Source organism: Salinarchaeum laminariae (assembly GCF_023204835.1).
Classification (GTDB): domain Archaea; phylum Halobacteriota; class Halobacteria; order Halobacteriales; family Salinarchaeaceae; genus Salinarchaeum; species Salinarchaeum laminariae.
Genome location: NZ_CP096270.1, coordinates 2341501 through 2355240, shown reverse-complemented (window position 1 = coordinate 2355240; position 13740 = coordinate 2341501). Strand labels below are relative to the sequence as shown.

Here is a 13740-nt window from a genome sequence, read left to right as displayed (position 1 = left end):
GGCGATTCGTCGGATCAGGCACGCTCGAGTTCCGCTGAAACTGCCGTCACGAGTACTTCCTGGGCGACCTCCTGCGGCAGTGCACAGGTCTCAGCTTGTGCAGCAGCCCGAACCGTTACGACGCCGAACGGTGCAACGTCGGTAAGCTCGAGCACTGCTCCTGGCTCGATACCGCGGTCAGCGAGATACCGGAGTATCTCCGGGTCGCCGTCCTCGATGCGCGCAACGGCGACGCGATCCTCTGTCTCGAACTCGGTCAGCGGGACCCCCTCGTCGGCGGGCGGTGGATCGAGCTGCTCGTTCGGAATTGGATCGCCGTGGGGGTCGACCTTTGGGTCGTCGAGGAGCTCCGCGAGACGTCGTTCGAACTTCTCAGAGATGTGGTGTTCGAGGCGGTCGGCTTCGTCGTGGACTTCGCTCCAATCGTAATCGAGGTGTTCGGTGAGATACGCTTCGAGCAGCCGGTGGTGTCGAAGCACCTCGAGTGCGACCGTCTCGCCTTCTTCGGTGAGTCGGACGCCCTCGTACTTTTCGCGGTCGACGAGACCGCGCTCTTCGAGCTTCTCGAGCATGCTTGTGACCGTCGGCGACGTCACGTCGAGATGCTCGGCGATCTCGGAGGTTCGGATACGCTCCTCCTCGTCCTCGCCCTGGAGGTAGTAGATCGCCTTGAGGTAGTCCTCCATGACGTCGCTCAGCATCATGCGCCGAGTTGGGTCGGCCGTCTTCTATACCTGCCGATCGTTCACCCGCTGGCCATCCCCGATCCCCGTCCGTTCGCGGGCATCGACCCGTCACGCTTTTTTGAGTCCCCCGTGGAGTACACTGTATGACACGGGGTGACCTGCGGTGAAGCAATCGACGCTCGACATTCTCCGATGTCCGCTTGACAAGGCGGAGCTCGATCTGGACGTCGAGGAGCAGGACGGCGAGGAGATTCTCGATGGAACCCTCACCTGCACCGACTGTGGCGAGACCTACGAGATCGACGAGGGCATCGCGAACCTGCTCCCGCCGGACATGCGGGAAGAAGCTCCCTCCTGAACGTCCGACTCGGTTCTTCGATCGTCGACGTGCGATCGGCAGATAGGCCCGTTCCGATGTTGGGGTTCTGGATCGATTTTTGAATCTCACCGACGCCCGCGAACGCGGCGAACCTTTTTGCCCGCTGCCTGAGCAGTATGCCCCGTGACAGACGCGCTCGTGGTTCACCTCAACCGCTCGGAACATCACGCGATCGAGCCCGCGAGCGACAGCATCGAGACCGACGGACCGTTCGTGGTGCGCGTCCAGAACCACGGCGAAGGGAGTCACATTCACTGCTCGATCGCTGGTGACCTGGCGAGCACTGCGACGGTGGCGGAGGGAAACCCATTCCTCGAACCAGAGGAAGTCGTCGAGATTCCAGTCGACGTTCGGACGGACCTCCGGCCAGCGCGGGGAACTCTCGAGCTCTCGACTGGTTACGGCAGGGAGTCCGTCACGATTGGCGTGCTCGTTCGAGAGTCTTCCTCCGTTCCGACGAGCCCGATCGAACGCGATCCTGCTGATACGGAAAGCAAGGGAGCGACCAGTAACTCACCCGCACCGGCCGCATCGACCGCTGGCTCCACAGAGGTCGCTGAACAGGGCAGCGACGAAGAGTCTACGCACGCTGTCGGGGGAGTGGTGACGACGGTCGAGGAGACGACCAGCGCCGTGGTCGATTCACTAACCCCTCGTCTGGATGCCGGGACAGGTCTGCTAGCTGGACTTTCTCTCCTGGCGGTACTCATCGCGATCGGTGCGTGGCAGTTCGTCGACGGGGCAGTCGTCCGGCTCGCCGTGATCGTCGTCCTGGCTACCGTCGTCGGCACAGTTGCCATGCTAATTCGACGATAACGCACTCATGCGACGTGCCACCGACGATCTCTGGGTAAAATTTACTCCCCGTCTCCGTTCGTCGTCTCGACGCCACAGAGATTGCCGTCCTCGTCGAAGCGTTTCGCTCTGAGATATCGGGCCCGGTAACGGTTCGCCCCGTCGCCGACGTCGGCCTCCCGAACGTCGTCGACGCGACCGTCCGCGACGGCGTCGATCAGCTCCTCGAGCTGGTTTTTCTCACTGGGCGTGAGTTCGAACTCGTAGGTTCGCTCGGATTCGCCCTCCAGAATCGTCCACTTTCGCGCGGCCGCGACCACGAGCGAACAGGGCTCACGGCAGGGGAACTCGCCGTCGCCCGCTGGCGCGGCGAGCTCCTCGTCATCGTCGTACTCCCACTCGCGGCGTTTGAGACACTGTGAGTCCACGCAGCAGGCCTGAGCGACCCATTCGACGGCCTCCCGTGGAAGCTCCTCGACGACCTCGTAGATGCCGGTCTGTCGCTCGGCTGTGTCCCGCCAGTTGTCGATATCGAGATCGCCTTCGCCCTCTCGGTACCAGTTCGGAATCGTCGCGGGGTAGAAACACTCCACCGCGCGAACGAGTTCGTGTGGCCCCAGGTCGGGGAAATGCCACCCGCGCTGGAGCGTCGGAGCCGTCTTCAGAGGGCGATAGCGACCGTCCTCGTCCAGTTTGGAGAGCTCGCGAGCGTCGAGTGGATCGTGATACTCGGTGAGATCAGCCCCGTCACTGGTCACGTCGTCTGCGTGACACAGGGCGTACTGCCGACTGTACTCGCCAGCGTCACCGTCGGGATCGAGAGAGACCGTGACGTGCAGTTGGCCCCACGTCGCGTGAACTCCCGATTCGAGTCGGTCCAGCCGCTCCGGCAGTTGGGTGGTGTCGGTGCCTTCCAACCACCGCAGGAACGCCACCCGGTCGTCTCCGGGTGGGACGCCTCGCTCCCAGAAATACCAGTTTCCGCCGTAGCTGGAGTGGTCCGACGCGAGTGATCGGAACGTCGATTCGTCGAGATTGTCACGGCGGTCGCCATCGACCGCGAAGACGTACTCGCCGGCGGCCTCGTTCTGACCGTCGCCCCCTGACCGCCTCGCTGCAACAAGACCATCGCAATCGACCCCGTCCTCGGCGGCCGCGACGAAGGCGTCCAGCTGTGCGTCCTCCATATGCGGCCGATCGCACCGGCGAGAGAAAAGTGGGGCGCTTCCGGCGGTCGAACAACCGCTCTGGTGTCGAGAAAACCGGGCGGTTGGCCAGTACTCAGTCGTCAGCGGGGCCGGAGACTCGTGTCCCCTCACGTACTTGCTCGATCGCATCACCGACGTCAGCGCCAGCATCAGCCGCACGCTCGAGAAGTACGTCCGCCATGAGCGGTTCGGTACCGACGGCGCCAGCATACCAGATCTGTTGGCCGTCGACTGTTGCCGGCGTCTCCCAGCCCTCGCGATAATCCTCGGTCAACCCCATATCCTCGGGGATGTCCTCCTGGGTGTGGTAGCCGTCGGCGACGAACAGTGGAACGACGACTACGTCGTCGCTATCGAAGTACTCCGTTACGTCGTCGACCTCCGGCTCCTCGTCCATGAACAGCGCCTCGACCTCGTCGAATCGGCCCCGCTCGCGGATGCGATCGGCGTGGTACTCGATCGCCCTCGCGGAGTGCTCGTTGCGCTTGGTCCCGTGACCGACCACCGCGAGTCCGAACCCTTCGCCGACGTCCGGATCGCCGCTCACTGATTCGGCCCTGCGGACGATGACGTCGGACATCGCGTCGTGGGTGCCGGCTGGCCCGGCGTAGTGGACTCGCTTCTCCACGTCGTCTGCAGTGTAGGTCGCGTGGCTCGCGCTGACGCCGTCGCCGGATTCCCAGTCGGTGACGTCCCATCCCTCGAGACGCAGCTCCCTGGGGATCACCTCTTCTGTGAAGTAGCCCTCGCTGATGAACAGTGGAACGACGAACACCTCGTCGGCTGCGACCGTCCGGAGCGCTTCCCTGAAGTGAGGCTCTTCCTTCCAGAACGCTTCGCGAACCTCGTCGAAGGCGCTGGTCGCGCGGATCGTATCCGCGTGGGCAAACGTCGGCGCACTCGATTCAGGGTTGAGATGCGAGCCGTGGGCGACGATCACGAGTGCCTGCATACCCAATCAGTGGTGACGGGTGGCTTTCAGCCCTTCGTCCGGCGACGCTTTTGCACCGATGGAGCCTCGCGTGCTTAAAGGGGATTTTTCGGTGGAGAGAGATAGAGAGTTCTGTTGAATACGGATAGAGAGAACGAGGACAGAGGGGATGGCGGGTGAGAAGAGAGGCAAAGGACGGCGAGGCATTGCAGCGAGGATGCACAGAGTGAACGACAGTGAGGAGTGGCACTGAGCGGGACGAGTGAGGCGGAGGGACGGTTTGCAGGGTCTGCAACAGTCGTGTCCGGTTGAAGTGGGGCGGAGACGACTGTTCGAATGCAGTCCCTCTGGCGCCGGTCGGCCCTCCTGACCGACGAGTGTATCGACTCTGGGAAGAGCGGTGATGGATCGACACTGCCAGGCTGAATCCGTCCGGTGGAGAAAATGTCGGATCGTTTCGTGCGATCGTTTCACTCGGTATAGTACGATTTATGGTTGTTCCCGCGACGAATGACGAGTAACATTGCTCACTGCCCGCCACGTCCTTCTCGCGCTCGTCGTCCTCGGCGGGGTCACGCTCGCTGGCTGTAGCTTCACGTCCCAGGACACCACGTATCCGGACGAACCGCAGGTCCGCGACCAGCTCGCATCTATCGAGACGCTCGAAGCGGAGGTCGTCACGGAGACCACGGTCGATGGCAACGAAACGACGGTGCGCACGCACCTCGTTCGAGAGTTCGATACTGGGCACTATCGATCGTCTGTAATCGATGGGCCAGCCGAAGGGATGACGGTCGTGATGAACGAATCGGCGATGCAGTTCTACGATCCCAGTTCGAATACGCTCCAGTACATCGACCGACCGGCGATCAACGCAACCGCGATCAATCGCACCGTCGATACGGTGAGCACCATCTACAATCGTCTCGACGATGGCGATACGAACACTGATGGCCAGATCGGGATCTCCCCCGCACCGACGGTCCCCTCGACGGGCACTGGCTCGAACGCGGGTCAGCCCTCGATGATACTTCCAGTCGGCGACAACGTCACCGTCACGAACGCTGGCATGGACACCGTCGACGGCCGCGAAGTGCGCGTCGTCGACCTCGACTCGACCGACGAGAAGAGTCTGATCCAGAACGCGACGTACTACATAGACACGGAGTGGCATCTACCGTTGCAATCCACCGTCGCAGTCGAGGTCGGCAATCAGACGACCGTCACGACGTCGACCTACACGAACGTCACCATCAATGGAGCTATCGACGCGGGAACGTTCGAATTCCAGGCACCTCCGACGACGACCGTCGTCGACGGACCGAACGGGAGTTTCCAGCAATTCGACGAACGGGCGTCGCTCGTGGAGGCAACCGACGAGACGGTCCCCGACCCATCCGTACCGACAGGCTACGAGTTCGAGAGCGCAGAGGTCTACCCCGCGGCGAGTGGCCAATCGCTGACGATCGTGTACGCGGGAACGTCGGACTCGATCACCGTCACGAAGCGGACCGAGAGCGATGTGAACCTCACGAACGGGGAGCAGATCGAAATCGCGGGCGAGCCCGCCCGCCGCGTCTCGGTCGGTCCCAACGACGCAATCGTCTGGACGTGCGCTGGCACCACCTACTCGGTCGTTGGTCCAACAGATGGCCCATCGATAGCCGACGTCGCGGCGTCCATGGGCTGCAACTGAAGCTCGACCCCACGCCTGTATCCCACTTCTCCACCTCGCCAGACCTTGGAGTGCCTGCAGCCGACGCTACGGAGTTCGCTTAGGGGTAGGGCGAACGAAGCCGCGGGGCGAGTCAGCACACGACGAGTGGGAGATCGCGGGACGACGGTCGGACGCCGAAATCACTCGGGACGATTGTAGAGGGAGTACGTGATGAGTGCCAGCCCCGCGACCTGTAGCAGCCTGACCACCAGTGTCAGTGGATCCTGCAGGGACGCATCGAGGTAGCCAGCCCGCAGAAGCAGGGTGCCGACGAACGCGAGGGTGTAGGAGCCCGCCGTGAGCAACAACAGACCTGCAGAGAGCTGACGCATCGACGCGCTGTGGTGGCGACGAAACCCTCTGTACGCCTGGTAGCCGACGACGAGCCCGAGGAGCGTCGCGAGGAGCGACGCCGCGAGAATCACCAGCTGCAACGTCGTCATCCCGAGCATTAGAGACCCTCCCACATGCGAGTGAAGCGATCTGCAGGGTCCTCCGCGGACGCCTCGGCTCGTTCGACCTCCAGAACCGGATCCGCGTCCTCGAAACGAACGCGGACCTCCTCGAGGCGCGATGCGTAGACGCTCCGGTGGTGGCCCTCCGGATCGTACTGCATCTGCTCCTCGAGGAGATCACAGTCAGTGAGTCGATCGATGCGCCTGTATATCGTCGACCGGGACGCGTCGCACCGGTCGCTGAGTTCGGTTGCTGACATGGGTTGGGCACTCGTTTCCCCCAGAATCGCCCGTGCGTACTCGTCGTCGAGGAGAGCGAGGATCTCCGACTCGTCACACTCCTCGGTCACGGTGTTCCTTCGCTACCGGTCCCGTATAAATGCCCTGTGACTGTCGCAGGCTGCGGGAAGGCCAGACCAAGAGGAAGGAGGCGGCTGGTGTCGGAAGGTTTTCGAGCCGTCGCGATCGAACTCGGCCGTATGTCGGTTGCTGCGCGGACCAGACGAGCGGTGAAAGCGGATCCGGCACTCTACGACGCGCTTCGGGACGGTGTCGTCAACTACAGCGCCGCGGCACGATCCCTGAACGTCGAGGGCGACGAGGAGTCCATCGCGACCGCTCTCCGACGGTTCGCCGACGAGCTGGACACACGCCAGGAGGATCAGCGACGCGTGAGCGTTCGGCTGCACCGCGGCGTCGCACTCGATTCAACCGCGGCTCGCGGTATCGATTTCGAGGCGAGTGGTGACGTAACGGCGATCGAGGCGAGTGGTGACGTCGATCCTCGTGCGCTCGAAGCTGTGCTGGGCCGGCTTCGGACGGCAGAAATCGGGGTCCTCCAGACAACCCTGACGGACGAGTCTCTCGTGGTGGCGGTAGAGCAACGTGCCGGTGCGGATGCACTCCGCGTCACGGAAGACGCGCTCGAAGGGCCCCGGTAACGCCTGCGCCGCTCCATCGGACGGTCCACGAGACCGGAGCGTTGAAACGCCGTCCCGCTGAACGACTGCCCATGACGTTGCGGCTTCACGATACGCTCTCTGGAGAGACGACGGAGTTCGAGCCGATCGAGGATACCGTCACGCTCTATCTCTGTGGCCTGACGACCTCCGACCCCGCACATCTCGGCCACGCGCGAGTCTGGCTCCACACGGACGTCCTCCACCGGTGGCTCGAGTACTCCGGCTACGACGTTCGCCACGTCGAGAACTTCACCGACGTGAACGAGAAAGTGCTCGCCCGCGTGGGCGAGGACGGCGATAGCGAGGCAGAGGTCGGTCGTCACTACGTCGCCGAGTTCCTCCGCGACATGCGATCGCTACGACTCGAACGCGCGACTGTCTACCCCCGCGTCACGGAGCACGTCGACGAGGTGATCGAGATGGTCGAGACGCTCGTGGAGAAGGGCTACGCCTACGAGTCAGCCGGCTCGGTCTACTTCGACGTCACCAGCTTCGACGAGTACGGGAAGCTCTCGGGCCAGCAGATCGACGAACTCGAGACGCAGGGACCGGAGGACGAGCTCGCCGAGAAGCGTCATCCGGCCGATTTCGCGCTCTGGAAGGCCGACGGCGTAACGCCCGGTGAGATCGTCGATCATCAGCACGACGGCGCGGCAGATCCCGCCGACGCCTGCGAAACGGCCCAGACCTGGGACTCGCCCTGGGGAGAGGGGCGCCCAGGCTGGCACATCGAGTGCTCGGCGATGTCGACCACCCACCTCGCGGATACGTTCGACGTTCACGTCGCCGGCGAGGATCTCGTCTTCCCCCACAACGAGAACGAGATCGCTCAGGCGGAGGCGGCGACCGGCGAGCCTTTCACCAACCACTGGCTGCACGTCGGTCTGCTCGAGACTGGCGAGGAGAAGATGTCCTCGAGTCTCGGGAACTTCTACACCGTCGACGAGGCGATCGAGACGTTCGGAACGGACGTCGTCAGAACGTACCTCCTCTCGGCAACCTACTCGGAGAAGCAGACGTACTCCGAGGCAGCGCTCGACGAAGCTGCAGAGCGCTTCGACCGCATGGAACGCGGCTATCAACGGGCTGTCGGCGTTGCGGACTCTCCGGACGCACACTCGAAGAGCGTCGACCAGTCGCTACGTGCCGCCGTTGACGAGGCACAAGAGCAGTTCGCGCAAGCGATGGACGACGACCTCAACACCCGAGAGGCACTCTCTGCGTTGCTGGAACTCACCTCGGCCATACACGAACATCTCGACGCCCACGACGCTGCGGATTACCAGGGACTTCGGTCGGCGATCGAGACGTACGACGATCTGGGGGGATCCGTCCTGGGGCTCTCCTTCGGGGACGTCGGTGACGGGCACGTCGACCTCACTGCAGAGCTGGTGGAGCTCATTCTGGAACTTCGTGAGCAGGAGCGGGACGCTGGCAACTACGGGCGTGCGGACGATCTCCGCGACGAACTACAGGCAATCGGTGTCGAAGTCCACGACACGGACGATGGGCCAGAATTCCGGCTGTAGGAACGAGACGGAAACTGTACTCTGGGCCTGTACGTCGACCCTGCTGATGTGGAAGTAGGTTTTCTTCGCGCTTTCAGGGCCCGTGTCGTCGCTGCTAATATCTGATTCCCGCAGCGCTTCGTCGAAGTAGACGTTCTGGCCACCAGTCACGTCGCCCCTACTCTTGAAGATAGTACCGTCACGGGTCACCAGCGTAGAAATCGAGATCGTTTTCGAGGAATATCGGCTACGGAAAATTTGTCCCAGGGCGTCAGTCGTCTACCTGCAGCGACGTTTCGGAAAGATGGAGGTAGTAGAACGGTGCGTCGCCGACGGTCTCGTATAGTTGAATATTCTGAAGTTCCGAGCTAATCTCCATCTCTGTGTTACCGAAGTCGTAATCCTCCGCGACGAGTGCCCCGCTGGCGTCGTTATTCCCTCTGAAGAGATTCACCTCTGAATTTGGAGCATAGATGAGACCGTGGAAGTCGGTGTTCTGTCCCTTGTCACCAATCTGGTCCACGTCAGAGTGGAAGAATAGACGGAGCTGTGAAGCCTTACCGTACGTACCGATCTCTCCACTCCCACCGCCGGACGACACTGCTTCGCTCGTCGCGTACACGCTTACATTGTTGTTGCCAATGATGTCGACGTCGGATTGACTATCGAAGATTGGCGTTTGGTCCGAAGCTATCTGTATATCACCGTCGGATGTGTCGAAAGTGACACTTCCGCTCGAAAGATTGCCGTCGTCGTAATATAAACCGGATTCATCGATGACACCGTCGTCTGGAAGAACTTTCCCCGATTCTTTTGCTTCTTCGAGTTTGGCCTCGACCATCGGCGTTGCACTGGGTGCGTCCGTCGAATCTGCAACCTTATCTGGGTCGATGTCGAAATTATCTTCTAATTCTTTGTCACTGTGCTCACCTCCGACCAAGACACCATTCTCTAGACCATCGAGTTCGAAGGGCACGCTGAACTGGATCTCGAGGACGCCCTCCTCCCCGTCGTCACAATCCTCCGCTGCTGATCCGTCGGTCCTGCTCCGGAAGTACTCCTCCCACCCTTGACAGTACTGGCTCTCGATCTGGATCAACACGCTTCCGTCCGTGAGGGGGTTGTAGTGATTCGGTTGATCAGGATAGAGGTTGGTGGACTCCGATGCAACCATCGATCCGGACGTATCGCCCGTTGCCGAGAAATTGCTGTCGACAGTCACGATCGGGAACGTGATTGTCGGATCGGGGTTCGCCCGGTAGTGGAACTCCGGAGATCGAACGAGTGAAGATCCACCGGTCGGATCCTGGCGCCAGACGCCACCGCCCTGATAGGCGATTTCGGTGCCGTCGGACGCTTCGTAGACGATCGCACCCAGGGACCGCTCCATCGTCAGCAGCTGCTTATCGTTGGTCCGGTTGGTGACCGTAATGTTCAACCTCCCAGTATCGCTAACTGCGCGTACCTTCCCCGAGTCGGTCCCCAAGATCTCGAAGTCGGCCTGACTGCTTTCTCCAGCGGCGATCCGATCACCAGCGGCGGCCAGCTGTGCCATCGACTGTTCGGCCTGTTCGTACTCGGCGGACGATTGCGTGGCGTCCGAGAGCGATATACCGACCAGAAACAGCGCCATGGAGGCGACGGCGGTGATACCCAGGAGTAGGACGAGTCCGAGCACCGGTGTCAGGCCTCGGGAATTCATATGGCGAGTAAACGAACTCGTATGTCATATAGTTATTATATACCTCCAATCATAACACTAGATAGTTCATCAATTTACTCGAATTAATCGCCGGAATATACTTGATAATACATCCTGACGCGTGATAATTTCCAGAGCGAACTACCGTTTTGGCCACAATCTATATATGTTCGTTTGTAATTTGCCACCCACCGAAGGTCGGAATTCAGCCTCGGCCGATCGATTACTTGGGCCGTTTCGTCGCTCGCACGGTCTACGGGCAGAGGATTTACCGGGACCCTCCCGTACTGGTGAACCGAATGCCGGACCAACGCGCGACGCTCGCCGAACTCGCGGACGCCGTCGGTCGTGGAACCGACGACGGGTCGCTGGACTCTGAACGTGCCGTCCAGCTTCGAGCCGTCGAGCCCCTGCTCGAGACACTCGATTGGGACATCCGCGGTCCAGACGTCGTTCCGGAAGCGGACCTCTGCGGGCTGACGATCGAGTACCTCCTGCAGATCGAGGAAACGCCATCGGTCGCCGTCCGAACGGTGGAGCCCGGAACCGATTCACTGGACGACGCTGCCTCCCAGCTAGAATCGGTGCTCGTCGATGGGCGTCCGTCGCGTGGTATCGTGACCGACGGCCATTCGATCGCTCTACTACTAATCGAGGGCGGGGACGCTCACCGCCGTACGATCTCGTTTGTCGACCTTCCCGACCACGCCGAGGCACTCGGACAGTTCCACCGGTCAGTTCTGGAGGAGGCAGCCACTCACGATCACGCCGACCGACGAGCGGCTGCACAGCGGTTAGCCGAGAATCGCGACGCAGTCGAAGACGCAGTGACTGCAGAGATCGTTTCGGAGACTGGCAGTGAGTTCCGCGACGTCGTGGCCGCGGAGAGTAGCCGCACAATCGACGCGATTCTGGAGGCGCTGGACCCGACCGATGACAACGAGCGAGGCTCCGCCGAGGTCCAAGCCGAACAACTCCAAGAGGGCGTAGACAGCCCCGAAGACAGTGATGGCGGAGTCGACGTCGAGGACAGAGCTGACGGAGAAGGACCTGACGAACCACGCGACGAAGCTAGCGATGCGGCCGAATCCGAGAGTACGCCCGAGCAAGCGAAATCAACGGGTCGTTCGACAGCCGGGACTACGAAAACCGACCGCCTGACCAACGGCAGTTCCACCGACGGCTCAGGAGCGGGATCCGACGGCTCGTCGCCCCGCGGCGAGTACGTAGTCCGCTTCTTCGGCGGTGCGAGCTCCGTCGGCGCTGTTGGCACCCAGTCACCAACCGGGACGGTCGTCGGGACCGTTCGGTATCTGCTCGAAAATCACGACCTCGAATCTAGTCTCACGCTACCCTGGCAGACGTCGAGTGGAGCGACCCTCCTCGCAGCGTCGGGTGAATCGCCGGACTGGACGACCCTCGAGAACGCGCAGGGCAAGGCGGTCGCAGTGCACTCGATCGACGATCCGGCAATCGCGAGGGAAGGGATCGAAGAACTCGCTGACGCTGCCGGCCTCCGCGTCATGTTCCAGGGCGACTGGTAGCTACAGATCGGTGGAGAGCGGCTCTGCACTGGATCCGCATGAGAGTTCCTCAACGCTGAGAGAAGGAGAGAAAGAAAAAGAGAGATGTCATCCGGAGCGACGACCATTTCTCGATTCAATCCGTTTCGGGAATAGCGACTGCGCCCACCACGAACGCCACCACAGCGAAGGCCACGAGCACTCCCAGATCGATCCAGGGGTGACCGCCACCGTACATAGCGTCCCGTGCCCCCCGTGCGAAGTACGTGAGCGGAGAGAGATTGACTATCGGCTGGAACCACCCCGGGAGTTGCGAGGGAGTGACGAAGGTGTTCGAGAGGAAGAGCAGCGGCAGCCCGATCGTGTTACTCGCGGCGACCGCGCCGTCTCTCGAATCCGTCACGCGCCCCAGGATAGTTCCGACGCCACAGAACGCGACGATTCCTGGGACGACGAACAGCGGCAGCGTCCAGAGATCGCCGAGGGGCGCGCCGGTGAGCGCCACCACGAGCCCCAGGATCAGTGCAGTAGCGAGACTAACGATTGCCACGTTGACCGCTACGTGCGCAGCCAGCCATTCCCAGCGTCGGAGTGGCGTTGTAGCGAGCTTCTCGAAGCGATTTCCTTCCCGATGACGTGCAACCTCGCTCGACATCCGCGAGAGCGGCGTGAACAGCACCACGACTGCCAGATAGCCCGGGACGTAGTACGCGGGCGACTCTGCGAAGAGGCCGCCGCTGCCGGGATCGGTCCTCACGAGCGCGCCGAAGATCACGACGAGAATCGTCGGGAAGAGGAACGTGAAGAAGACTGCAGTGCGCCGACGGAGGAAGGATCGCCAGGCGACGCCGAACTCAGAGCGAAGTCGGCCAATGCGGCTCACGAGCCGTCACCTCCACGTCCGTCGGCAGGGCGTGCAGAGTCAGGACTCAACACTGCATCTGCCGAGACATGTTCGCCAGCGATCTCGAGATACGCGTCCTCGAGTTCGGGACGACGCCACTCCAATCCCTCGTAGGAGACGTCGACAGCCGAAAGTCCCGCGACGATAGATTCGATCGCTTCGGGACGCACGTCCGTAACGACGACGCGACCGTCCCCCGTGGTGGTGCAGTCGAACCCTCGTTCGCGGATCGCCGTTGCCGCGGAGTCGACGTGAGCGCGATCGTCGCTGCTCACTTCGTCCTCGACTTCCACGATTACGCGAGGGGGTCCGCCGTGTTCGTCGATCAACGACGAGGGCGTCCCAGTCGCACGAATCCGACCGTCTGCCAGCAGTGCGACGCGATCGGCGATCCGTTCGGCTTCATCCATGTCGTGCGTCGTAACGAGGATCGTCGCACCACCATCCGCAAGTGAAGCGATCTGCTCACGGACGGTCCGCCGACCAGCAGGATCGATTCCGGTCGTGGGTTCGTCGAGGAGGAGGACGCGTGGATCGTTCACCAGCGCAGAACCGAGGCAAACTCGGCGCTGCTGGCCACCTGACAGGTGTTCGTAGCGCGTCGAGCCAGAATCCGCCACGCCGATGGAATCGAGGAGCGCGTCAGGATCACGGGCGTCGTCGTAGAGACCTGCGTAGTAGTGCAGGAGCTCCCGCGCAGTGAGACGATCCGGCGGCGAGAACGCCTGTGGCAGTACCCCTAATCGGTCGCGGCGCACGGAGGCCGGGTCCTCGCCCAGCACCTGAATCATCCCGTCGTCTGGCGTCACGGTGCCCGTAAGCGAGCGTAGCAGCGTCGTCTTTCCAGCGCCGTTCGGGCCGACGAGCGCGAGCACCTCTCCTTCGGAGATCGTCAGCGAAACGTCGTCGAGCGCGACGGTATCGCCGTACGTCTTTCGAACGCCGTCGGCGACCAGCACCGGACACATGG

The 13740-nt window shown here is 62.2% G+C and carries 13 protein-coding genes and 1 pseudogene; 6 read left to right on the top strand and 8 right to left on the bottom strand.

What is annotated here, in order from left to right; genetic code table 11:
• Positions 1-14 precede the first annotated feature (14 nt).
• Entirely contained in the window at positions 15-704 is a 690-nt protein-coding gene (locus MXF70_RS11080) for a metal-dependent transcriptional regulator (protein ID WP_248515698.1), read from the bottom strand.
• Positions 705-849: 145 nt separating this feature from the next.
• Between MXF70_RS11080 and MXF70_RS11075 the strand changes: the two genes are divergently transcribed.
• Together MXF70_RS11075 and MXF70_RS11070 are read left to right on the top strand one after the other, a co-directional pair.
• Positions 850-1044, top strand: a complete 195-nt coding sequence (locus MXF70_RS11075) for a methytransferase partner Trm112 (RefSeq protein WP_248515697.1) — start codon at positions 850-852, stop codon at positions 1042-1044.
• Between the two features lie 144 nt (positions 1045-1188).
• On the top strand, positions 1189-1881 hold the full coding sequence (locus MXF70_RS11070) for a DUF7524 family protein (RefSeq protein WP_248515696.1): 693 nt from the start codon (positions 1189-1191) through the stop codon (positions 1879-1881).
• 41 nt (positions 1882-1922) lie between these two features.
• Here the strand turns inward: MXF70_RS11070 and MXF70_RS11065 are convergent, their stop codons facing one another.
• Together MXF70_RS11065 and MXF70_RS11060 are read right to left on the bottom strand one after the other, a co-directional pair.
• On the bottom strand, positions 1923-3047 hold the full coding sequence (locus MXF70_RS11065) for a DR2241 family protein (RefSeq protein WP_248515695.1): 1125 nt from the start codon (positions 3045-3047) through the stop codon (positions 1923-1925).
• A gap of 94 nt (positions 3048-3141) precedes the next feature.
• A complete protein-coding gene (locus MXF70_RS11060; protein ID WP_248515694.1) occupies positions 3142-4020 on the bottom strand; it encodes a CbiX/SirB N-terminal domain-containing protein in 879 nt (292 codons plus the stop codon).
• 502 nt (positions 4021-4522) lie between these two features.
• On the opposite strand from MXF70_RS11060, the gene MXF70_RS11055 reads away from it, so the two are divergent.
• Complete coding sequence (locus MXF70_RS11055; protein WP_248515693.1) at positions 4523-5695, top strand: LolA family protein; 1173 nt, start codon at positions 4523-4525, stop codon at positions 5693-5695.
• Between the two features lie 161 nt (positions 5696-5856).
• Here the strand turns inward: MXF70_RS11055 and MXF70_RS11050 are convergent, their stop codons facing one another.
• A complete protein-coding gene (locus MXF70_RS11050; RefSeq protein WP_248515692.1) occupies positions 5857-6168 on the bottom strand; it encodes a DUF7521 family protein in 312 nt (103 codons plus the stop codon).
• Complete coding sequence (locus tag MXF70_RS11045) at positions 6168-6521, bottom strand: winged helix-turn-helix domain-containing protein (RefSeq protein WP_248515691.1); 354 nt, start codon at positions 6519-6521, stop codon at positions 6168-6170. The genes MXF70_RS11050 and MXF70_RS11045 overlap by 1 nt, the downstream gene beginning before the upstream one ends.
• A gap of 129 nt (positions 6522-6650) precedes the next feature.
• Between MXF70_RS11045 and MXF70_RS11040 the strand changes: the two genes are divergently transcribed.
• Complete coding sequence (locus MXF70_RS11040; RefSeq protein WP_248515690.1) at positions 6651-7112, top strand: DUF7523 family protein; 462 nt, start codon at positions 6651-6653, stop codon at positions 7110-7112.
• Between the two features lie 71 nt (positions 7113-7183).
• Positions 7184-8662, top strand: a complete 1479-nt coding sequence (gene cysS, locus MXF70_RS11035; RefSeq protein ID WP_248515689.1) for a cysteine--tRNA ligase — start codon at positions 7184-7186, stop codon at positions 8660-8662.
• Between the two features lie 250 nt (positions 8663-8912).
• Here the strand turns inward: cysS and MXF70_RS11030 are convergent, their stop codons facing one another.
• Entirely contained in the window at positions 8913-10343 is a 1431-nt protein-coding gene (locus MXF70_RS11030) for a DUF7289 family protein (protein WP_445677847.1), read from the bottom strand.
• Between the two features lie 299 nt (positions 10344-10642).
• Here MXF70_RS11030 and MXF70_RS11025 point away from each other — a divergent pair, with 299 nt between their 5' ends.
• Positions 10643-11887 (top strand): hypothetical protein, encoded by a 1245-nt coding sequence (locus MXF70_RS11025; protein ID WP_248515687.1) that lies wholly within the window; start codon positions 10643-10645, stop codon positions 11885-11887.
• Between the two features lie 115 nt (positions 11888-12002).
• Here MXF70_RS11025 and MXF70_RS11020 read toward each other — a convergent pair whose 3' ends face one another.
• Both MXF70_RS11020 and MXF70_RS11015 read right to left on the bottom strand, forming a co-directional pair.
• A complete protein-coding gene (locus MXF70_RS11020) occupies positions 12003-12749 on the bottom strand; it encodes an ABC transporter permease (RefSeq protein WP_248515686.1) in 747 nt (248 codons plus the stop codon).
• A pseudogene (locus MXF70_RS11015) lies at positions 12746-13669 on the bottom strand (ABC transporter ATP-binding protein); the annotation flags it as partial. The gene MXF70_RS11020 and the pseudogene MXF70_RS11015, both read right to left, overlap by 4 nt.
• Between the last annotated feature and the right edge of the window lie 71 nt (positions 13670-13740).

What these genes read in the sequence shown, in the direction of transcription:
- MXF70_RS11025 (WP_248515687.1), top strand. Translation starts at nt 10,643, where the DNA reads ATGCCGGACCAACGCGCGACGCTCGCCGAACTCGCGGACGCCGTCGGT.
- MXF70_RS11040 (WP_248515690.1), top strand. Translation starts at nt 6,651, where the DNA reads ATGTCGGTTGCTGCGCGGACCAGACGAGCGGTGAAAGCGGATCCGGCA.
- MXF70_RS11065 (WP_248515695.1), bottom strand. Translation starts at nt 3,047, where the DNA reads ATGGAGGACGCACAGCTGGACGCCTTCGTCGCGGCCGCCGAGGACGGG.
- MXF70_RS11030 (WP_445677847.1), bottom strand. Translation starts at nt 10,343, where the DNA reads ATGAATTCCCGAGGCCTGACACCGGTGCTCGGACTCGTCCTACTCCTG.
- MXF70_RS11060 (WP_248515694.1), bottom strand. Translation starts at nt 4,020, where the DNA reads ATGCAGGCACTCGTGATCGTCGCCCACGGCTCGCATCTCAACCCTGAA.
- MXF70_RS11050 (WP_248515692.1), bottom strand. Translation starts at nt 6,168, where the DNA reads ATGCTCGGGATGACGACGTTGCAGCTGGTGATTCTCGCGGCGTCGCTC.
- cysS (WP_248515689.1), top strand. Translation starts at nt 7,184, where the DNA reads ATGACGTTGCGGCTTCACGATACGCTCTCTGGAGAGACGACGGAGTTC.
- MXF70_RS11080 (WP_248515698.1), bottom strand. Translation starts at nt 704, where the DNA reads ATGATGCTGAGCGACGTCATGGAGGACTACCTCAAGGCGATCTACTAC.